The 19,835-nt window shown below is 69.0% G+C and carries 23 protein-coding genes and 1 pseudogene; 18 read left to right on the top strand and 6 right to left on the bottom strand.

Annotation, left to right across the window (positions count from 1 at the left end):
• The coding region (locus ACZ561_RS39685) for a GH25 family lysozyme (protein WP_471004960.1) at positions 1-956 on the bottom strand (956 nt) is incomplete at its 3' end.
• A gap of 233 nt (positions 957-1,189) precedes the next feature.
• On the opposite strand from ACZ561_RS39685, the gene ACZ561_RS39680 reads away from it, so the two are divergent.
• Positions 1,190-2,311: a peptidoglycan-binding protein gene (locus ACZ561_RS39680; RefSeq protein WP_471004958.1), complete on the top strand. Its 1,122-nt coding sequence runs from the start codon at positions 1,190-1,192 to the stop codon at positions 2,309-2,311.
• 375 nt (positions 2,312-2,686) lie between these two features.
• Here the strand turns inward: ACZ561_RS39680 and ACZ561_RS39675 are convergent, their stop codons facing one another.
• Both ACZ561_RS39675 and ACZ561_RS39670 read right to left on the bottom strand, forming a co-directional pair.
• On the bottom strand, positions 2,687-3,247 hold the full coding sequence (locus tag ACZ561_RS39675; protein WP_471004956.1) for a P-loop nucleotide/nucleoside kinase family protein: 561 nt from the start codon (positions 3,245-3,247) through the stop codon (positions 2,687-2,689).
• On the bottom strand, positions 3,244-3,996 hold the full coding sequence (locus tag ACZ561_RS39670; protein WP_471004954.1) for a GntR family transcriptional regulator: 753 nt from the start codon (positions 3,994-3,996) through the stop codon (positions 3,244-3,246). The genes ACZ561_RS39675 and ACZ561_RS39670 overlap by 4 nt, the downstream gene beginning before the upstream one ends.
• Before the next feature lie 199 nt (positions 3,997-4,195).
• On the opposite strand from ACZ561_RS39670, the gene ACZ561_RS39665 reads away from it, so the two are divergent.
• The 14 genes from ACZ561_RS39665 to ACZ561_RS39600 all read left to right on the top strand — a co-directional run bounded on the left by ACZ561_RS39665 (position 4,196) and on the right by ACZ561_RS39600 (position 16,233).
• Positions 4,196-4,456 carry a hypothetical protein gene (locus ACZ561_RS39665; RefSeq protein WP_471004952.1) on the top strand — a complete coding sequence of 87 codons (261 nt, stop codon included), beginning with the start codon at positions 4,196-4,198 and terminating at the stop codon, positions 4,454-4,456.
• Positions 4,456-4,698: a hypothetical protein gene (locus ACZ561_RS39660; protein ID WP_471004950.1), complete on the top strand. Its 243-nt coding sequence runs from the start codon at positions 4,456-4,458 to the stop codon at positions 4,696-4,698. Before ACZ561_RS39665 ends, ACZ561_RS39660 begins: the two co-directional genes overlap by 1 nt.
• A complete protein-coding gene (locus ACZ561_RS39655) occupies positions 4,695-5,891 on the top strand; it encodes a DUF2637 domain-containing protein (RefSeq protein ID WP_471004949.1) in 1,197 nt (398 codons plus the stop codon). Before ACZ561_RS39660 ends, ACZ561_RS39655 begins: the two co-directional genes overlap by 4 nt.
• An 80-nt stretch (positions 5,892-5,971) precedes the next feature.
• Complete coding sequence (locus ACZ561_RS39650) at positions 5,972-8,236, top strand: FtsK/SpoIIIE domain-containing protein (RefSeq protein ID WP_471004948.1); 2,265 nt, start codon at positions 5,972-5,974, stop codon at positions 8,234-8,236.
• A 15-nt stretch (positions 8,237-8,251) separates the two neighbouring features.
• Positions 8,252-8,440, top strand: a complete 189-nt coding sequence (locus ACZ561_RS39645) for a hypothetical protein (RefSeq protein ID WP_471004947.1) — start codon at positions 8,252-8,254, stop codon at positions 8,438-8,440.
• 236 nt (positions 8,441-8,676) lie between these two features.
• The gene (locus tag ACZ561_RS39640; protein WP_471004946.1) at positions 8,677-9,273 is read left to right on the top strand and encodes a DUF6197 family protein; all 597 of its coding nucleotides are present in this window, start codon (positions 8,677-8,679) and stop codon (positions 9,271-9,273) included.
• Positions 9,270-9,617 carry a DUF7739 domain-containing protein gene (locus tag ACZ561_RS39635; protein WP_471004944.1) on the top strand — a complete coding sequence of 116 codons (348 nt, stop codon included), beginning with the start codon at positions 9,270-9,272 and terminating at the stop codon, positions 9,615-9,617. Before ACZ561_RS39640 ends, ACZ561_RS39635 begins: the two co-directional genes overlap by 4 nt.
• Entirely contained in the window at positions 9,614-9,889 is a 276-nt protein-coding gene (locus ACZ561_RS39630; protein ID WP_471004942.1) for a hypothetical protein, read from the top strand. The genes ACZ561_RS39635 and ACZ561_RS39630 overlap by 4 nt, the downstream gene beginning before the upstream one ends.
• Before the next feature lie 598 nt (positions 9,890-10,487).
• Positions 10,488-11,846, top strand: coding sequence for a hypothetical protein (locus ACZ561_RS39625; protein ID WP_471004940.1), 1,359 nt, complete (start codon positions 10,488-10,490; stop codon positions 11,844-11,846).
• A gap of 593 nt (positions 11,847-12,439) precedes the next feature.
• Complete coding sequence (locus ACZ561_RS39620) at positions 12,440-13,300, top strand: hypothetical protein (RefSeq protein WP_471004938.1); 861 nt, start codon at positions 12,440-12,442, stop codon at positions 13,298-13,300.
• An 86-nt stretch (positions 13,301-13,386) separates the two neighbouring features.
• Complete coding sequence (locus tag ACZ561_RS39615; protein ID WP_471004936.1) at positions 13,387-13,608, top strand: hypothetical protein; 222 nt, start codon at positions 13,387-13,389, stop codon at positions 13,606-13,608.
• 1,177 nt (positions 13,609-14,785) lie between these two features.
• Entirely contained in the window at positions 14,786-15,106 is a 321-nt protein-coding gene (locus ACZ561_RS39610) for a hypothetical protein (protein WP_471004934.1), read from the top strand.
• A gap of 11 nt (positions 15,107-15,117) precedes the next feature.
• A complete protein-coding gene (locus ACZ561_RS39605) occupies positions 15,118-15,987 on the top strand; it encodes a hypothetical protein (RefSeq protein ID WP_471004932.1) in 870 nt (289 codons plus the stop codon).
• A gap of 99 nt (positions 15,988-16,086) precedes the next feature.
• Entirely contained in the window at positions 16,087-16,233 is a 147-nt protein-coding gene (locus ACZ561_RS39600) for a hypothetical protein (RefSeq protein WP_471004930.1), read from the top strand.
• Positions 16,234-16,304: 71 nt separating this feature from the next.
• On the opposite strand, the gene ACZ561_RS39595 is transcribed toward ACZ561_RS39600, so the two are convergent.
• The gene (locus tag ACZ561_RS39595) at positions 16,305-16,493 is read right to left on the bottom strand and encodes a hypothetical protein (protein ID WP_471004928.1); all 189 of its coding nucleotides are present in this window, start codon (positions 16,491-16,493) and stop codon (positions 16,305-16,307) included.
• A gap of 389 nt (positions 16,494-16,882) precedes the next feature.
• Between ACZ561_RS39595 and ACZ561_RS39590 the strand changes: the two are divergent.
• The 3 genes and pseudogenes from ACZ561_RS39590 to ACZ561_RS39580 all read left to right on the top strand — a co-directional run.
• Positions 16,883-16,981: pseudogene (locus ACZ561_RS39590) on the top strand (DUF6104 family protein); the annotation flags it as partial.
• Positions 16,982-17,437: 456 nt separating this feature from the next.
• Positions 17,438-18,238: a ParA family protein gene (locus ACZ561_RS39585; protein WP_471004926.1), complete on the top strand. Its 801-nt coding sequence runs from the start codon at positions 17,438-17,440 to the stop codon at positions 18,236-18,238.
• The gene (locus tag ACZ561_RS39580) at positions 18,235-18,534 is read left to right on the top strand and encodes a hypothetical protein (RefSeq protein WP_471004924.1); all 300 of its coding nucleotides are present in this window, start codon (positions 18,235-18,237) and stop codon (positions 18,532-18,534) included. Before ACZ561_RS39585 ends, ACZ561_RS39580 begins: the two co-directional genes overlap by 4 nt.
• Before the next feature lie 77 nt (positions 18,535-18,611).
• Here the strand turns inward: ACZ561_RS39580 and ACZ561_RS39575 are convergent, their stop codons facing one another.
• Together ACZ561_RS39575 and ACZ561_RS39570 are read right to left on the bottom strand one after the other, a co-directional pair.
• The gene (locus ACZ561_RS39575) at positions 18,612-19,100 is read right to left on the bottom strand and encodes a hypothetical protein (protein ID WP_471004922.1); all 489 of its coding nucleotides are present in this window, start codon (positions 19,098-19,100) and stop codon (positions 18,612-18,614) included.
• A gap of 165 nt (positions 19,101-19,265) precedes the next feature.
• Positions 19,266-19,835, bottom strand: a 570-nt coding sequence (locus ACZ561_RS39570; RefSeq protein ID WP_471004920.1) for a peptidoglycan-binding domain-containing protein, incomplete at its 5' end; no start/stop codon positions are given.

The raw sequence follows: 19,835 nt of genomic DNA, 5'->3' as shown, positions 1-19,835 counted from the left end.
CGCTTCTGGAACGCCTTCGTCGCGCTCAACGTGGCCGGGCCGAACGCGCCGTCGACCGAGACCCGGTGGCCGGCGGCGGCCAGGAGGTGCTGGGCGGTGCGGACGTCAGTGCCGCGGGAGCCGGACTTCACCACGGGCCAGGACTTCGACGGCGCGGGGGTGGTGTCACCGCGGGGCGGGACCGGCTTACCAGAGGTCGGGCCAAGGTGCGCAAGCGCTCGGAGCTGGGTGAGGGTGCCCCGGTAGACGTTGCGGTCCACGTTGCCCCCGATGCCGGGGACGGAGCCGTGCTCGGTGTACTGCCAGATCGACCAGGAGCGGCCGCCGATGGAGGCGGGCTCCCTCGACCCGCTCTCGTACCGCGGCTGCCACAGCGGGCTGTTGGCCAGGCCGCTGACCTTGCCGCGCAGGCAGGTGTCGGTGAAGTCCTTCGAGGTGTAGACGATCGGGTTCACCCCGAAGGACTGGCGGACCTTGGCAATGAATGTGGAGACCTGGGTGCTGTTGACCCCCGACGGGCACTTGCCCTTGATCTTCTCCAGGTCGACCACGGGCGGCAGCTGTCCGGCCCGCTTGCCGTCGTAGCCGGCGGCCTTGACCGTACGGATGAAGTGGGCCGCCTGCGTGGCGCCGGAGCCGGAGTCGTAGAAGTGGTAGGGCGCCGCCATCAGCCCGGCCCGGGAGGCCGCGGCGAAGTCGGCGGCGAACCGGGGGTCGCGGTAGCCGGTGCCCTGGGTCGCCTTCTGGAAGACGAAGCTCTGCCCGGAGGCCTTCACCTTCGACCACTGGATCGGGTGGGCGTTGTGGTGACTGGTGTCGATCCCCTTCACGCTGAACGCGCTCGGACTCGCCGCGCTCGCCGTATCGCCCGTCGTGCTCACGATGCCGTACGCGCCGGCGGAGACCGTGGCGACCGCGAGGGTCTGGATGACGAGGTTCCTGATGTTCTTTCGCATGTCTCATCTCTCGATACGTGCCCCGGCCGCCTGCTCGTGCAGGAGGTGTCGGGGCGGCTTCGCTGCCCGTCCGGGCTGCGCTGTCGAGATGAGATTCGGGGTGCCGCCGTCCCATCGGTAACCTGATCGCTGTCCCATCCGTACCGCGCCGTACCGGCCGTTCCGCAGGGCTCTGACCTGCGAAAAGGAATGGATGTGGAACACACCTGACGTGATCGCTTAGAGGGGGATACGTGCATTCCGAGGACGCGGGCGCCCGGACCGAGCCGGTACCAGCGGAAGTTGAGGCCCTGCGCAGCGAACTGGTCCGGATCAAGGCGGAGAAGAAGCTCTCCCTGGACGCGTTCGGCCACGACACCCAGTACTCCAGGTCCTCCTGGAACCGTGTCCTGAAGGGGCAGGGCTTCCCGCCGCGCGAGGCGATCGTCCGCCTCTGCGCCCGGCGGAAGCTGGACACCGACCACATGCTGCAGCTGTGGGAGGCGGCCGACACGGCACGCAGCGCGCAGCTGGACGCCGGCGCGCCCGCCGCCCCGGTGGTCGACACGAGCACCCCCGACGGCAACGCCCCGGCTGAAGAGGTACGGACGGAAGAGCCGGTGCCCGTACCCGTGAACCAGGAGACCCCACCCGCTCCGGCCGCCGCGCCGGAGAAGAAGCCGAAGCAGGCCGAGCCCGTCGTCACCGCCGTCCAGCAACGCCCCCGACGCGGAATCCCGCGGAAGTGGCTCCTGGTGGCCGGGCTTGTCGTCCTCCTGGTCCTCGGCCGCTGGTACTCCCTCCCCGAGGACCAGGGGAACGCCAACGCGGACAAGTCGCAGAGTCCCGGGGCCCGGCCGAACGACGAGCAGCCGCCGGCCGCCAGCTCCAGCCCGAACGGAAGCGACGACAAGCCCGACGGCAGTGAGCAGACCGAGGGCTCGTCGAACCCTGAGAAGTCCGACGGGCCGTCGCCCTCAGGAACCCCCACGGGCGGCCCCGGTCAGGCGTCATCCACGCCTACCGCCGCTCCCGGCAGCACCGCTCCGAATGTGTCCGCCTCATCCGCTGCTGCGACTCGTACTCCGACGTCCAGCGCTGTACCTCTGGGCGCGGCGGGCCGGACGAACTGCAATCACAACTCCGACCGCACCCAGACGATGGCCGAGGGCATGGTCGGCTCCAAGGTCAAGCAGATCCAGTGCCTGCTGAACTACAACTACGACTACTCCCTGAAGGTCGACGGCAACTTCGGCTCCGGAACGGAAACCGCCGTCCGGGCTGTCCAGCAGTGCTCAGGCCTGAAGGTCGACGGCCAGGTCGGACCCGCGACCTGGAAGTACCTCGACTACCCGAAGGCGGGCTGCGGCCACTGACCGAGGCAGCGCGGCCCGGCCTGACGACACGCTCCTCAGCCACGACGAGGCCGGCACCGATGCGGAGCGACCACACCGACCCCACGTGACGCGCGGCAGCAGCTGCTCCCCCTCGACCCCAGACGGACGGTGCGGTCGCCTCACGCGCTCGCGGTCGTGACGGCGGGGGTACGGCGACCATGCCCGTCTCCTGGGCCGTCGGTCGGCCGCTCAGCGCCCGCGACCCCACCCCTCCCGCCGCTAGCCGCTTTTGAGGTACCCATGGGCTCGCAGTCGCCGGTGGCCTGGCCACGGAGGATTACGGACCTTGGGCGCACCCACCGAAGAGCCGCAGGTACGACGAAGACCCGCACCGGACGGTGCGGGCCTCCTGGGCTACGGGGTGTGGAGCAGCCGCCGTATGAGACCTTCGACGTTGCCCTCGTAGACGATGTGGGGCTCCTCGGGGCCGGGAGGGAAGAAGCGCCCGGCGAAGCGGAGGAGGTCTTCCTCGGAGAACTCGATGCTGTTCGCATCGGTGTGCGCGTGCGCGTTGCGCTCCTGGATACGGCTCCATCGGACGTCGTGAGGGACGGAGAGGTACACCACCAGAGGTGAGCCGCCGGCCTCGGTCACGAGTGTCCGCCACTGCTCGCGTTCTGAGGGGGTCCAGAACCCGTGGTCGAAGACGACTGACTTTCCGGCGGCCAAGAGCTGCCGGAGCTCTGCCGCGAGGTCCTCGAGGACTGGCCGCTCGCGGACCAGGAACGCGCCTCGGGGGAAGTCGTGTCCGTAGCGGCCGTATCGCCGGAACATCTCCTCGTCCGGGCAAAGCCTGGAGTACCCGAGGTCGGTCAGTGCTCGGGACAGTGTGGTCTTCCCCGACCCGGGGAGGCCCGCCATCAGGACGCAGACGGGCATGGCTGTCTTGTCGGAGGGGCGGAGAGAGGTGCTCACCGACCAACCTCTGACTCGGCGCTCCAGGCCCGCCCGGGGCCGCCGAGGTCCACGCCGTACTCGACGACGTTGCCCTCGCTGTCCATGAACTTCGCGGTCATGACCACGATTGCCTCAGTGGTGCCGGCCTTCAGCTCCAGGAGCTCGGCGTCCTCGTCTGTGAGGATCCGCGATGACACCTTGTCGACGCGCCGCGTGATCGGCAGTCCGGTGGCCTCGGCGATCAGGTCCAGGGAGGTACCGCCGGTGAGGCGCTTGCTCTTTGAGAGCTGGGGGACCAGCTCGGCGTGCTCGATGGGGATCCACGAGGTGGAGTGCGCGACGATGCCGTGGCGGTCCCGGTAGACGCGGGATCGTCGGATGACGTCGCTGCCCGGCTCGATGCCGAGGGCCTCGGCAACGTCCTCCGGTGCTGAGACCACGCCCGCCGTGTGCGAGTCGGAGCGCTCGCCGTTCCCCCAGGAAGATCCGGTACGCCGACCGCGGTCCTGCCGCTGCGAACCCGAGGACATCGGGACCGGCCGGTCAATGACCTCGGTGCCGATGCCCTGAATGCCTCGCACGAGTCCGTCGGTACGCAGCTTCCGCAGGGCCTTTTCTGCCGTCGCGGTGCTGACGCTCCACTGCTCGGAGAGCTTGTTGATGCTGGGGAGGAGGGTCCCGGGCCGCAGCTCCCCGGAGTTGATCAGGTCTTCGTAGTGCGCCGCAATGCGTGCATATGGCGCTCGATTGTCGGTCTGACCTGACATGCCCTTATCTCCTTCGACTCTCCTGGGGTTCCCTACTGTACCGCTTGACACCCTAGGGTGCCCTAGGGAACCTTAGGGATGTCGCCAACTCGGAGTCATCGAGAGGGAGATGAGCAGTCAGCTGCGCCCTGAAAGGGGTGCGGCCCCGGGTGGCTAGACCCGGGGCCGCTGGGCCGTTCCATCGAGAGGAGCACGACCCATGTACGTGATCGTTGCAGGTCAGAGGATCGTTACCCCGACCGAGCTCGCCGAGGCGGCGCTGGGCTTCGAGCTGGAGTCGGTGGAGTTCGACTCGGCCGCCGGCCAGGACGCGCTGCGGGACATCGTCGGTGTGCTGGAGGACGAGGCAGCGAACGAGGTCGATGCCGAGGACCTCGCCTACTACCGCAGCTTGCTGGGCGCCCGGGTGCTGTCCTTCCCGCGCCGCTCGGCCCAGCGGTTCGAGCGGGGTGTCGCGTGATGCGGACCGCCGCCCAGACCCTTCTGTTCGTCCTGACCGTGCTGGAGCTCGCCCTCGGCCTGGTGGCCGGAGTTGTTGCCCTGGCCAGCCTGATCACCGAGGCGATCGCCCGCGCGATCGCGGCCGCCGACGAGCGGTTCGCCAAGCGCTACCGCCTCGCCCGGGTCTCGCCCCGACTCCGTGCCGAACTCGCTGATGTCCTGTCGGGGATCGCGTCCCCGACGGCTGGGGGGACCCGATGAGCTCGTACCGCGAAGAGCGCCGCGCCGACCAGGCCGCCGAGCGCGCGCAGGACCGTGAGGACCGCCGCCTGCAGTACGAGGCGGGCCTGAAGGCTGAGCAGATCCGGGCCGAGGAGAAGCGCCGCGACGCGGAGGCCAAGCGCCGCCAGGAGCAGGCCGACAAGAAGGCGAAGGCCGCCGAGCAGCAGGCGAAGAAGGCGCGGTCGGCCGCCAAGCGCGCGAAGGCCGTGCGCTGGCTCAAGGCAAACCCCGCAACGCTGTTCGTCGGGTTCGTGATGGTCGCCTCGATCGTCCCGGCCGTGCTCTCGCAGATCGGTGCGCTGACCGGCGCGACGGTGGCGGCGCCGATGGCCGGCCTTCTGGCCGCGATGCTTGAGGGTGGGGCCTGGGCGATCACGTTCATGGGCAAGCAGGCCGAGGACTCGGGCCGGGAGCCGAGGAAGTACCGGATCGGGACCTGGGCCGTGGCCACCGTGGCGGCCGCGGTGAACTTCTGGCACGGCCTGGAGGCGTACGGCGCCCACCCGTGGGTGGCGTTCGTCCTCGGCGCCTCGTCGCTGTTCGCGATCTATATCTGGGACCTGAAGACCCACGGCAGCCACGGCAAGACCCGTGCCCAGCGCCGCGAGGAGAAGGCCCGCACCGCGCACGTTGCCGCGCGGCGCAAGTACCACAAGCCGATCGCCGAGCAGGCAGAGAAGCTCAAGTCCGCGCTGCCGTACGGGGCGATCAGCGACGAGCAGGCGTTCGCCGCTGCGTGGCGGATCCACACCGGTGCCGAGCCCGGCCTCTCGGCTGAGCTGTACGCGACCGCGACCAACGCCGTGCTTCAGCTCGGGGCCGCGTTCGAGCTCGGCGACAACGTCCGCGACGAGCTCTTGCAGACCGGTCTGCAGGCCGCGAAGTTCAACCCGCTTCCCGAACTCACACAGGTGCCCGAATCCCAAGCGGGAATTGGGCCGAAGCCTCCCGAGAAGTCCGCTGAGACACCGCGCCGGGACACCCCGGCGGGACGGTCCGACGAGGAGCTGAACGAGCTCCTGCCGGACGCGCTCGCGGCCGCCGCCGAACTCGTCGCCGAGGGCCGCCAGATCTCCGCGGCCGGCCTCGCGAAGAAGCTCCAGATCCGCCGCGAGGACGCGCTACGACTGCGCGACCGCGTCATCGAACAGCGCCGCCTGCACGTCGCCTGACCCACCCCTGTACGCGGGGCCCGGCCTCCGCCTGGCAGCACCGGCCGGGCCCCGCTACCTCACCAGGAGGCAGAGCCAGCATGACCGAGCACATCAGCGAGCAGACCGTCGCCCCGGCCGATTCCGAGGGCGCGACCGTGACCTACCTCCACGCACAGACCGAGCAGTGGAACGACTGGGCCGACACGGAGGACGACGACACCGAGGTGTCGGCCCCCGCTGCGGCGGACCGGACCGTGGTCCTGGAGACCGCCCGAGTCGTCCTCGACAAGCCTCTCGCCCCCGCCGCGCCGGTCCCGGCCGGGCCGGTGGAGAAGGTCGATCTGGACGCGTTCGACGACGCCCCGCTCATCCCGGCGTGGATGAAGTCGCCCGAGGGGTGGGCCGCGTGGGCGGGTGTCTTCTACCGGGCCCGTCGGCGGGGCTTCCGGCGCTGGGTCCGGCGCCAGGCCACCGACAAGGGCCACGTCCGCCAGTTCGGCCGCGGGGCCCGCCGGATGCACGAGTGGGTCGTCGGCTTCGAAGGCGTCCGCGTCCAGTCCGCCGCGCACACCGCCCACGTCCTCACCCGCGAGGCCAGGGCCGCCTCCCGGCACGCCCGCTTCACTCCCCGAATCCTTGGTAGCAAGAAGGAGCTTGCGATGAAGGCGGCCGAGAAGGCGACCGCGGCCGCCGAGCAGGCCGTCGCGCTGCACAAGAAGGCGAAGAAGGACCGCAACCGCGCCCGGAACCTGCGGGCCGGTGTCGTCTACGGCCCGCCGCTCGCCGCGATCGGCTCCGGCTACGCCACGGCGGGCGGCCTCGGCCTGGCCGCCGGCCTTGTGTCCACCTTCGGCGCTGGGGCGTTCGCCGGACGCAAGCCGTACGAGGAGGACGCGGACTGGACGAGCGAGTGGCGCTCGCTGGGTGACGGCGACCGCATGACCGCCCCCATGCTCGACCAGGCGTTCCGGGCCGCGAAGGTCATCGGATCGGAGGAGACCCTGCGGGTCGTGCAGATGCCGATGCTCGACAACCGCGGTGCGTGGACGGCGGTCCTCGACCTCCCGCCCGGCATCCCCGCCAAGCGCGCGATCCGCGCGACCGACGAACTCGCCGCCGCGTTCGGCGTCGAGGAGGCACAGGTCTCCATCGCGAAGAAGGGCCGCTCCGGCCGCGTCGAGCTCTACGTCTCCCGCGATCTGCCATTCACCGACAAGGCCAAGCCCGGCCCGCTCCTCGCCCTGGAGGCGGCCGCCAACTTCTGGGGCCCGATCTCCATCGGCCCCGACGTGCGCGGACTCGCGATCTCCATCAGCGTGGTGGAGCGCTCCGGCTTGGTCGGCGGCGAGCCGGGCGCGGGCAAGTCCGCCTCGGGCAACACGATCCTGCTCGCGGCTGCGCTCGACCCGCGCGTGATCCTCTGGCTCGCCGACGGTAAGGGCGGCGGCGACCTGGAGCCGTTCGAGCACCTCTGCCAGGCCTTCGAGGGCGACGCCGACCCCGAGGCGTTCTACAACATGCTCCAGGACCTGATCCGGGACATGAAGGGCCGGTACGCGCTGCTGAAGAAGCTCGGCAAGCGCAAGGTCACCGAGGAGCTCGCGAACAAGCACCCCGAGCTGCGGCAGTTGCTGCTCTGGGTCGACGAGCTGATGTTCTACACAACGGACGAGGATTACGGGAAGAAGATCACCAAGGCTCTCCGCAACCTCGTGAGCCGAGGCCGGGCGGCCGGGATCATCACCTTCTGCGCGACCCAGAAGCCCGGCTCCGACGTCGTCGACACCTCGCTGCGCGACCTGCTCTCCATCCGGTGGGCACTGCGGTGCACCACCCCCGAGGCGTCCGACACGATCCTCGGCAAGGGCGCCGCCGCCTCCGGCTACAGCGCGAAGACGATCCAGGCCGAGATGCGGGGCGCCGGCTACCTGTGGGCCGAGGGCACCAATCCTCAGATGGTCCGCGCCGACTACTACACCGACGAGCAGGTCGAGACGCTCCTCACGCGCGCGACCGAGTGGCGGCGAAAGGCCGGGACGCTTCCGAACGGGCCGGTCCCGCTCACCGACCAGCTCCGCGCCCAGGGCGACGACGAGGCACTGCTCCTGGCCGCCGTGCTCGACGTCTTCGACGCGCACGCCACCGAGACCGGCCCGGCCGAGTGGCTGCCCGGGCAGCTCCTGGTCGACGAGCTCAAGACCGCCGGCCACCCGGTCACCGCGGAGAAGCTCGGCGCCCTGGTCCAGCGCAGCGACGAGGAGAAGGCCAAGCGCCCCTGGGGCGAGAAGAAGGCCCGCGTTGCGGGTTACCCGCTCGCCCGCGTCGAGGCCACCGCCACCGGCCGCTTCGGCCTCACCGCCTGACCAAGGGAGAACGCGATGTTCAAGGCAGGCGACAAGGTCCTCATCACCTCCTGCGAGGACGACCCGCGCGCGGTCGGCAAGACCGGCACGGTCATCGACGAGGTCCCGCCGGGACCGCTCACTCAGGGCCGCTGGACCGTGCAGGGCATCGGCCTCTTCATCGGCCCCGTCCTGTGCCACACCCACGAGCTGTCCAAGCGCTGATCCGCCCGATTCGGCCCGGACACAACCCGGACCGGCGCCCGGATTGACCCGCTTTACCCCCTGGCCGAACAGGCCCTGACCCGGACGTCAGACCCCCCGACCCGGACATCCGCGTCCGGGTCGGGCCCGGATCCGTCCGAGTCCCCCAACTCGCTGACCTGCGATGACGCACGCCCGCCCGGGCCGCGTCCGGGTCTCCGTCCTAGGCCAAACTGGTACATAAGGAGTCAGGCACCGTGACCGCCCAGACCCTCACCGCCCCCGCCACTCCGGCCCCCGAACTCGCCGACGAGGCCGCGCTCCTGGTCCGCGAGATCGAGCAGTACCTGATCGCCCGCATCCGTACGACCGCGCACCCGCTCGTCACCAAGACCACCGCCGACCTCGTCGCCGAAGCCCTCGGCACCGCCCCGGCCCCCGCGGCCGCGCCGATCCTCACCGTCCCGGTCCGGGCGCTGCGGATCCTGCCCGACTGGGCGCTCGGATTCCCGCTGCTCCGTCAGCTCCACGGCGGCGGACGGCACATCGAGGTCGCCGAGCACCTGGAGCTCACCGCGCTCGTGATCGAGCGGTACGGCTGGGCCCAGGGCGCCGTCCGCTCCACGTCGGGCCGTCGCTGCATCCTCGGCGCCCAGGCCGTCCTGTTCCGCCTCGGCTACGGCGACGAGACCACCGCCCGCGCCGCCGGCACCCGCCTCCAGAACGCCCTCGCCCGACGCGGCATCACCCAGCCCTTCCACCAGTGGAACGACGCGTCGGGCCGCACCCAGACCGAAGTCCTCGCCCTGGCCCGTGAAGCCGCGGCCGCCGCCCGACAGGAGACGCAGCGATGAGCACCCACCTCGTGACCAGCCACGGCGCCGACTTCTTCGGCCAGGACCGCTACCCGCTCACCTTCGTCACCGGCCTGCGCGACTACGTCGCCGGTGTCCTCCCGTACGACGAGCGCGGCCCGCTCGTGAAGCTCCTGGAGCACGCGGCCGCCGAGGGCGCCCAGATCACCCCTGCCCAGGCCGAGGCGATCGGCGACGCGCTGATGAAGGTGGCCCGCCACCGCTTCACCAAACCGAAGGTCGCGGCCGCCGTCCGGCTCCTGGCCGAGGCCGCCGCCCGCGCGGCCGCCGAAGGCGAGACCTGGACCTGGACCCTCACCGACGAGAAGGAGCTCGCCGCATGACCGCCCGCTGCTCCGCCGCCCACCGCACCGACCCCAGCCCCTGCGAGGGCGCCACCGACGCCGTCCTCCTCCGCGACCGCCAAGGCGCCGAGAAGCTCGGCTGCGTCCACCACGCCGCGCGCCTCCTGGCGAGCATCCCGTGCAGCCCGTTCCCCGGCCCCAGTGCCTACGCCGGCTACGAGTTCACCACCGACGCCGCCCGTGAGGCGCTCGTCCGCTCCCGCGAAATGACCCCGTATGAGTGGGTCACCAAGCACCCGACCACGAGCTGACTCATGCAGAAGCCCGCCGACTTGAAGTCGGCGGGCTTCCTTCGCACCGTCAAAGCCCACCGGCCCCAAGCGCGTCCGGGGGAACGACAGGCCCAAAAGGTGCTTGGATCGTCCTCAGAAAAACAGCGGAGCGGCCAGGGGGCCTAATCCCTGACCGCTCTGTGAGCCCCAACCCGATCCGTTCACAGCAGACAGAACAGGACTCAACGCTGTGCCCAGCGTAAGCGACGCCTCGTCGTCCGCAACACCCACAGCCCCGCGCGCCGCCGGACCCCACTGCAACGGCCCCGGCTGCGGCAAGCCGATCGTTCACATCCCCGGCAAGCGCCCCAGGGTCTACTGCTCCCCCGCCTGCAAAATGCGGGCAAAGCGGGCAGTCGCCAAGGCCGAGGAGGAGGCTCGCCGGGCACTCGCCGGCGGTGCGGTGCAGGACCGTCCCGAGCCAAAAAGTAACGCGGGCTTTAGTAGTAAGGGAAAATCTCCGTCCACTGCAGGTCAGAGGCGGTCTGCGGTAGCGGCGAAGCCTAAAAAGGGACAGTCGAAGAAGGACCCGCGCGACGTCCGGTTCGAGCGTCGGGACGCCCACCAGACGGTCTCCGTGAGCGAGGCCTTCAAGGCCTGCGGCTATCGGCTCACCGGCGGGACGGCGGAGCTGCTCTGGAAGCCGGGCGAGGCGACGTTCGGCAAGACGTGCCGCTGCAACAACGTCCACGTCTGCCCGTGGTGCATGAGCCGGATCCTCGCCGTGCGGTCGTCCAACATCCAGCTCGCTGCTGACGGACTCGCGGACGCCGGATACGGACTGCACCTCGGCACGAACACGCTGCGGCACTTCCCCAGGCAAAAATTCGGCACGGTCCGCAAGGGAATGCGGCACGGCCTGGTCGCGGTCCTGCACGACGGCTGGACCGGCGCGTACGGGTCCGCCGGCCGTCGCTGGCGGCGGCTCCGCGACGACTACGGAATCGTCGGCTACGAGCGGGCCTTCGAGGACACCTTCGGCTGGGCCACTGGCTGGCACTTGCACTGGCACACGATGTGGGTCACCAAGACGGTCCTTGACTACGAGACCCAGGGTGAGTTCCGTGACGCGCTCGCCGATGCCTGGGCCGACGCGGTGGAAGCGGCGGGCGGCTACAGCGTCAGCGAGGAGTGCGAGCGGGCTGGCTGCTCGTGCGGGGGGAAGGGCCACGGCTTCGACCTGCGGCCGCTCAACAAGGGCGAGGAGGGGCAGGCGGCCCGCTACTTGTACAAGGACGGAGACAAGGCCAAGGGGGGTACCGCGAAGATCGGTCTGGAGCTCGCGGGCGGAGCGTTCAAGGAGGGACGGCTCGACGGCCGTATGGGGCCGCTCGACCTGGGCGACGTCGCCGCCGCCGAGCTGCTCCAGCTCGGCAAGCCGGGCCCGTTCGTCGAGAAGTACCGCGAGCGGGAGTTCGGTGTGTTCCAGGTCCGCAAGCACTACCGGACGCAGAACCTGAACAAGCTCATCAAGGAGCTCGGGATCCAGCAGGACACCCGCAGCGAGGCAGAGATCACCAACGACACGGAGGGACTGACGGCGATTGCGGTCATCCCCGCCGGCACCTGGTACCGAGACATCGCCCGGCGCCCCGGACGGCGGCTCGACCTCATCAAGGTCGCCGAGGTGTACGGGCTCCCGGGAGTACGGCGCCTGATCGAGTCGTGGGGCCTGGTGTGGGGCAAGGACGTCCTCGACCCACCGCCCGAGGCCGCACCCGTCGCACCCGGTGACCTCGACGCCGACCAGCTCGCATTCCAGGTCATGTCCGAGGATGAAGCGAAGTTCGTTGAGGCTCGCCGAGCCGCCAACGCGGACCGCAAGGACGACCTGGCCGCCGCACTCCACCGCTTCCGGAACCCGAAGGCGCCCATCAAGGTCAAGGTCAGCCTCAAGAAGCCGATCCGGGCCAAGCGCCCGCGCCCGGCCGCGTAACGCCGGTCCGTCCCCGGACCCTCGAAACCGTCGCCCACCCGGTGGCGGTTTCGCCGTTACTGAGCCCAGTAACGAATAACTCGCTCCCCCGATCTGACCGGCTCCGAGCCCTTGTCCGAGACGCCGCCGGCCGCGCGGAAAGTCCCGCGCCTGGTACTCGACTTCGTCACTCAGGAGCTCGCCCGCCTCGGCCCGGAAACAGGCGATGGCTGGACTGGAGAGGTGCCCCGCACTCTGACGTGCGGAAGTTCGGCCAGGCCTGAGGCGAAGCGGTTTACGCGCGCCCGCGTAAGGGGGTCCAGAAAGTCCAGAAACTCTGACGGCCTCCAGGCCGCGTGCAGTTCCTGTCGTTCGGGTGCCCCGATACAGCCAAGATTTTTTGGTCGTCACCGGTCCGTGGGTCGAACCGCTTCCCCGGAGGGTCGGCCTCCTTCAAACCGCGTACGAGTTATCTTGACTGTTCGTCCTACACGGTGGTCTCACATAGCCATCAACTTAGTCGTCTTATCTTGCACTACTAGGCGTCAAGTCAGCGCAGCTGACCGGCGGTTTCAGGTTGGACTGCTCCGCCATCGATGTGCGACTCTTTAAGCATGACGCCGATTCAGCACACCGCAACCGAACCGGAGTCGGGGGACGAGATAGGCCGGGACGAGTCGGTCGGTACCCCCGACGCCGAGGGCTCCATGAGCCAGGCCAGGACCATCGAGATGATCCTGAACCGCTCGGCGAGGACCAATCGGACCGTCCCCATCAGGAGGGTCTTCCTTCAGCTTGGCGAGGGGCGGGACACGCAGCCTGGTCCTCTTAGGGCGCTCGTCGCGGCTCGGCAGGAACGGGCGCTCGACCTCTATCTCCTCGTCGCCGCCATCACGGGTGGACCGGGGCACTCGGTGACGGAGTGGTCGACGACCTGGGCCAGGACCATCGGCATCTTCGACGAGAAGTCCGGAGCTTCCGCGGTTTCCAGGGGGTGGAAGGCCTTGAAGGACCTCCACCTCATCACCACGGCCCGTGGTTCTCAGAGGAGGACGACGGTCACCAAGCGCATGGAGGACGGCAGCGGACCGTACGAGCCGCCCATGAACGTGGGAGAGAAGTACTTCCAGCTGCCGTTCGAGTACTGGGAGGAGGAGCTGCACATCAAGCTCTCCCTCGCGGGCAAGGCGATGCTCTTGATCGCCCTTGGCCAGAGAAAGAACAAGTTCTCTCTTGTCCACGCCAGGATCAACGAGTGGTACGGCCTGGCCCAGAAGACCGTCGCGGCTGGCATCGAGGACCTGGTCGAGCACGGTGCCCTGGAGTCGGCGGGGTTCGAGTACTTCGACACCCTCGCGGCCCGCTCGGGAAGGGGCTCCCGCCCCCTCTACCGCCTGGTGCCGCCCTTCCACCAGCGCGGACTGCCCCCCACGGGGCTCGAAGGTTTCCCTGTCCAGAAGGAGTCAGGGAAGTAGAGAACCGCGCCGCCCCTCCCCGGCTACCAACCTGTGGGGCGAACGCGGTCCAAGCGCCGGCGAGACCGGCAGATAGGAACAAGAGTATGGCTTCTATACCCAGTGGCACCCCGGCGCACCCCCTCTCCCCCCGCAGGAGGTGGAGCAGGGTGCTCCTGGTCGTGGTCGGCCTCGTTGTCCTGTGGGACATCGACCCGGAGTACGTTGACAACCTCGGAACCTGGATCGGCATCGTGACCGTGATCGCCCCGGAGATCTTCATGCAGAGGCGGGACGAGCCACCCGGGAACCTGAACATCGTCCTCTGAGTGTGGCCGCCGAGACGCTCGTCGTCTCGGCGGCGCACAACGGCGAACGACTGGGCCACTGTGGGGCTTCGCCGCTCCTGCCCCTGGCCCAAGCCCGCGTTACTGGGCCCAGTTCGCACTATCTTGCTCCGCGTCTCAGATAGTCCGAGGACCGTTGCCGAGAGTGCGCCGGCGATGCGGAAACTCCGCGTCCTGGTGCTCGTCGGCGTCGTCCAGGAGTGCGGCTTGGTCGGCTCGGTCGGCTCGCTCGATGGGGAGAAGCCGCGGGGCCGGCATCGGCGTTGCGGTCCTGGTGCTCGTCGACGGGCCGGTGCCGAGCGGGCGGCGCATGGTGCTCATGGCGTCAGTCTCCCGCCCGCGATCTTTGCTCGCTCGGAGAGGGGCGGCATGGACGGCCGGATGGTGAACCAGGACGCAAAAAAGCCGCCTTCTCAGGGCGGCATATCGACTGGTGACGGTCCGGGGAGCCGTCGGAGTGGTGCTCTGCTGGTGGGCAGAGTGGAGCTTGGGTCTGCGGGTGGAGTCGCGCGGCGGGTCGATCAGGCCGGCGATCTGGGTGCAGGGGTGTGTCGTTACGGCGGCATGTGGTCCTCCTGGTTCTGGGGGCCGGCTTGGTGACCGACCGTTGGGTGGAGCAGGCAGGACGGGGGCGCCGCGGCCAAGCGGCGACCGCCCCTCCTGCTCCTGCTTCGGCCGCCTGCCACAGCGGCCAGTTGGCCCATGAGTTGTTGGAGTCAGCAGCAATCAGGGGCGTGCCAGCCCAACCCACGGTTTTGAAGCGCGTGTTGGGTCGCGGAGACCAACTATGACGGCTGGCTAGAGATCATTTGCGGTCAACGTTTGGACATCCGGCGGGCCAATCCGCCGGCCGCAACCTTCGCTGCAGGTCATCGCCATACTCGTGTCGCTACGGTCAGGTTGGACGGTATTTGGGCCAACCCGTGTGCGCCATCTGAGTGCCTCGGAAAGCTGGAATCCTTGTCTTTTACCGAGCGCGTGATCGCTGACGACCAGCCCGCCAAGCAGGTCGTGAACACAAGGTCGGCAGGACTTGAGATCGCGCACGAGGCTGGGGCGCCACCCCTCCCTGCGGTCTCCGGTCTGAGGAGAAGGAGTCAGCAGCAAGGGCGGCGGCCGGCCAAGGGTCGCCGCCCCCTCTCTCAGGGGGTTCAGCCCAATGTCTGTGTCCAACGGGACCAAGAAGACCGTCCCCGCTGCCCGCGCCGCGGCGGAGGACAAGCCGACCTCGAACACGCCGGAGCCCAAGCACGGTTTCGGCCTTGCCCAGGCCGCGGTCATCGGCCTCTTCCTGACGGCCGCCGTCGTCCTGCGGCTGGTCGCCAAGATGGACGTCAACGAGATCGGCTTCCTGCTGTGCTGGGCCGGGGGGATCGGCGTCGTCGTCATCCTCGCCTCGAACGCGGGGGGAGGTGGTGGCGGGCCCCGTCGGTTCCTCCGGCGGATCCTGAGCGCCGCGGCCGGCAACCCGACCAACTGAGGGCGGCACCCATGCCGCGCCCTGAGGTCGACGTCGACTTCACCATTCCCGAGCGCGGGGAGCTCGCTATGAAGCTCCGCTCCCTGCGCACGGCGAAGGCACTCACCTACAAGCAGCTCGTCGAGAACACCAAGGGCGAGTACTCGGCCTCCCACTACAAAAGGGCGGCCTCCGGCAAGGAGCTCCCCTCGATGGACGTCGTCCTGTCCTACGCCGAGGGCTGCGTCGACAAGCTCACCTGGGACCTGATCGACGAGTTGAACGACCTTTACCGCGCGGCCCTGGCCGCAGTGGACAAGGCCGAGAAGAACGAGCGCCGGTCGACCGTCGTGCCCAAGCCTCACCTCGTACAGAGCATCGCCGATCTCGGTGCCGCCATGCGTGACGCGTGGGCGAGGGCCGGACGCCCGTCCATGAGGGTGATCGAGGATCGGGCCGGCGTGTACGTGCCGCACAGCACAGCGCACGTCATCGTCACCGGCCGCACGGTCCCCCGGGACTTGCGGCAGTACCTCAGCTTCCTCGAGGCCTGCGACATCGACTCGCCGGAGGACCTCGCTCCGTGGCTCACTGCCTGGGTCAAGGCGTGGGGCATCCCCGACGACAGGATGCTGGACCGCGACCGCAGGTGGATGGACGAGGAGATGGCCAAGGTCTACGACGAGGTCATCCTCGACGTAAGGGCAGAGCAGTACGACACCCAGTACGTGCTGAGGCTCCTGACCTCCGCCGTGGACCACGCGCTGAACACCATTCAGGACATCAACAACAGGCAGAAGCGCAGGGCCATGATCTCCACCGCCTCCACCCTGGCGCGGGTGGCCGAAGTCCACGAGCACCTACGCAAGACCACCGGCACCACCTACGGCGCCGCTGCCTGAAGCCGCGCCCTCAACGGTCGGTCCCCAGCCCTGGGGCCGGCCGTTCCGCGTACGCATCGGCGCGTCGTACGTCATCTCGCAGGCGTACGGCGGGCCGCGATGACGCACACGCCGATCCCGGCCCAGCCGACCGGTGAAGTGCCGGCACCGTCCCCGGTCGATGAATGCCGGGTTGCGCTGAGGGACGTTCCCCCAGAGCGCGGCGACGAGCTGCTCCTGGTGCTCATCGGCCTGCGGGCCGAGTAGGGGAAATGCGGCCGACGTTATGGGGCGGCGGGTATAGGCAGCCAGTGCTCGGGCCGACGAGCTCCTGGATGTCATCGCCGAGGCCGCCGACGAAACCGCAGGAGTGTCGCGGCGAGCTCGGGCAAGGCCTTGATGACGGCGACGGTGTCGGCTCGGTCGGCACGGAGCAAGGCGACGATGCAGACGATGGCCACGAGGGCCATGAGGAAGACGCCGACGAGCAGAGGCAGCACGAGCAGCGGGTCGATGGAGATGGGCATGGCGGTCCTCCAGTAGGTCGAGAAAGTCGTCCCGGCCCCGGCAGCGGGCGGGAGATCGCATGTTGAAGGATTTGTGGGTTAGCCCCGCAAGTCCCTCCATCAGCTTGAGAGCGAGTCGAACGGCTTTCGAACACCCGCTAGGTACTCGCCGGTGCGCACCCAGCCGGGGGTGATGAAGAAGCAGCTGCCCCAGACCGAGTGCGGTCTGGGGCAGCGGCTGGTTCGGGTGGTCGTAGAAGAGGATCAGACTGCGGCACCTCATTCGAGAGGTAGAGCAGTTCTCACGAGTCTGTTATGGGGCGCTGAAGAGGGGTTGTTACGCGTGACCGTGACGAGATCCGGTACGCGACCAGGCAATCGGCTGCTGAACTCGCAATGTCTGGCTCGCCGTGTACTTCACCGACCGTGGCATCGAGGAGCTGGAGAAGCGGCGAGGAGAGGAGGAGGTCACCTTCGAGTGGCTCGTCGCGCAGCTGCGTACGTTCGTCGCAACTCGGGCCGGGGTTCGGTGCTCTCAGGACCGAACGGGCCGCGATCTCGTCGTGCAGGGGACCGGAGCCAGACGTGGGCCCAAAGCCGTCACTGTGACGGCTTGCCCGATGGCCAAAGACGTCACAGTGACGGCTATGGTGCGGGGCATGGGTGAAGAGCTTCCTGAGCAGAGCGCGGCTGGCGTCCGGTACTTGTCGTGCGAGTGGTGCGGCGAGCCGGTGAGTCAGTTGGGGACGAGGACGCCGCGGTTGTACTGCAAGCGCAGTCACCGGCAGCGGGCCTTTGAGGCCCGCCGGCTTCTGAAGCTGGAGGAGGCGGCCGAAGCCAAGTCGACACAGTGACGGCTTGGTGGTTATGGCGGCAACTCTGGTTTGTGGGATGGCATGTGAGCTGGGGGTTAGCTGGCAAGCTGGCTTACTGGCTAGCCAGCTAACCGTTGGAGAGGAGGAGCGATGGCCCGACGCGTGGCGATCGTGAACAACAAGGGCGGGACCGGGAAGACGACGCTGACGGTCCGCCTGGCCGAAGCACTGGCCAAGGAGGGCAAGAGGGTCGGGGTCATCGACATGGACCCCCAGGGCAACGCGTCGAACCGGCTGGGGTGGACGAACGGTCCGGACGAGAAGAAGCCGACGATCAGCCAGGCGATCAAGGCGGACCGGTCGGGTTCCGTCATGGAGGTATGGCAGCCGATCGGTTGGGACGTCCCGTACGCGAGCCGGATCGTGCTGGCGCCGGCGAAGCTCACGCTCGAGAACCGGATGGCCGAGGCCGGGATCTCCGGCGCTTGGCGCCGATTGAAGAAGGGACTGGAGGGAGCCGACGACCACCTCGACTTCGTGCTCTTCGACTGCCCGCCCTCGATGTTCCACCTCACGCAGCTCGCCCTGGCGGCCGCGGACGGCGTCATCATTGCCGCCGAGGCCGAGTACTACGCCATCGAGGCCGCCGAGCGCGTACGGGACTTCGTGAAGGAGCGGGTCCCCCACGACCTGGCCAACCCGGACTGCGAAATCTGGGGCGTCGTCGTCAGCCGGTACGACGGCACCGCCGTCCAGACCGAGCAGCTGGACTCTCTCCGCCGGGTCTTCGGAAACCTCGTGTGGGAGCCGGTCACCAAGAGGCGCACCGTCGTCGCTGAGATCGACACCGACGCTCTCCCGATCGGCGAGGCCAGAGGGGACAAGGCGACCGAGATCCGCGCGACCTTCGAGCTCCTCGCCCAGTCCTTCCTCAAGGCGGTGCCCGCATGACGGCGAGGAGCCGCAGGGGAGGCCGCACCGTCGACAGCGGGGGTGTTCGGCCTACCGTCGCAGACACGCCCGGCCTTCCCGACGACGAAGAGACCATCGTCGTCGGCGACGAGGTGAGCGGAGCCAGGGAGAAGAAGGCCAAGAGGAAGAGGCCGGCCTTCGGCAGCTACATGGACACGGACCTCCAGCGCGCGTTCAAGCTGCAGTGCATCGGTGACGGCATCGAGATGCAGGACGCGCTGGATGAGGCTGTCCGACTGTGGCTCAAGAAGAAGGCCGCTCCACCTGCGGGTTAGTCAGCAAGCTGATGAGCCAGCTAGCTGGAAAGCCAGCTAGCTGACTAACCCGTTTCTGACCGGTGGAGGAGAAGCCGTCACTGTGACGGCTTACCGAAGCGGCTGTGGGCGGCCTGCTTCGTGATGCCGAAGGCTGCGCCGATGTCGGCCCAGGAGTCGCCGGCGGCCCGTGCCTTGGCGGCGGCCTCGGCGGCGGCGGTCTTGGCGAGGCGCTCGATCCGGGCGGCGAGGACGAGAGCCGCGCGAGGGTCCGTGGCGGTCAGGTTCGCGAGGACATCGGACAGGTCGGCCGACTGCCGACTGCCGTGCAGGGTGGCGAAGGAGACGTGCCTCGTCCACTCCTGCAGGAGCGGCGCCTCGGCCTCCTCGATGGTCTGCTCCGGGTCGAGCTGGTGTGCTTCGCCGGTCCATCCTCCACAGCTGCATCCGGCGCGTATGGCGGCTGGGGCGAGTGCCGTCCAGGGCAGAGCCGTCCGGCCGGGGAAGGGCTCGAAGCCGTCGCCGGACCTGACCAGCGGCTCCACGTGGCCGGTGTGCAGGGCGGTCTTTTCACTGGTCCAGGGCATGTGTCAGGAATTCCTTACGGGCTTGTCAGGAATCCAGACCTTACCTGATCAGGTGACCCTGACTCAGCTGTCAAGGATCCAGACGGCTGTGACAGTGATGCAGACGCACGAGAGCCCCGGTACTGGGACCGGGGCTCTCGTCAGTGTGGAGGGGAGTCGATGAGATCAGAGGAACTTGATGTCCCAGTGGTCGGACTCGCGGGCGTACTCGGCCTTGATGCCGCCGATGGTGCCGACGCGGACTAGGGCGTCACCGCGGTCGTAGGCGTGCTTGGTGTTCTTCTTGATGTAGGCGCTGACGCAGGGCTCGGGGCTGATGTCGATCTTGTAGCCGGTCCAGTGCGACTTGGTGCCGCCGCTGTGGCCGGTCTCGGTGCCGCCGGTGATGGTGATGGGGCAGCCGCTCTTCTTCTTCAGCGCGACGATGCCGTCGATGCTGTGGGCGCGGACGCCGTCGAACGAGGTGCAGGTCCGCTTGTTGCGGTTGCTGCACTTGCCGGAGGACTTCCACTCGATGTCGGCGGCGCGGAGGCGGGCAGTGGCCTGGGCGTGGGTCAGGGTGCCGCCGGCGGACGGCTTGCTCGGGGCGGGCTTCGACGGGGTGGAGTTGGTGGCGCCCGAGACGAGCTTGTTCCAGGTGTTCGGGCCGATGATGCCGTCGGCCGTCATCCCGCTGCGCTTCTGGAACGCCTTCGTCGCGCTCAACGTGGCCGGGCCGAACGCGCCGTCGACCGA

Source organism: Streptomyces sp. NPDC039609 (assembly GCF_055596705.1).
Note: the sequence above shows the minus strand (reverse complement) of the source record. Positions and strands in the feature narration are given on the sequence as shown.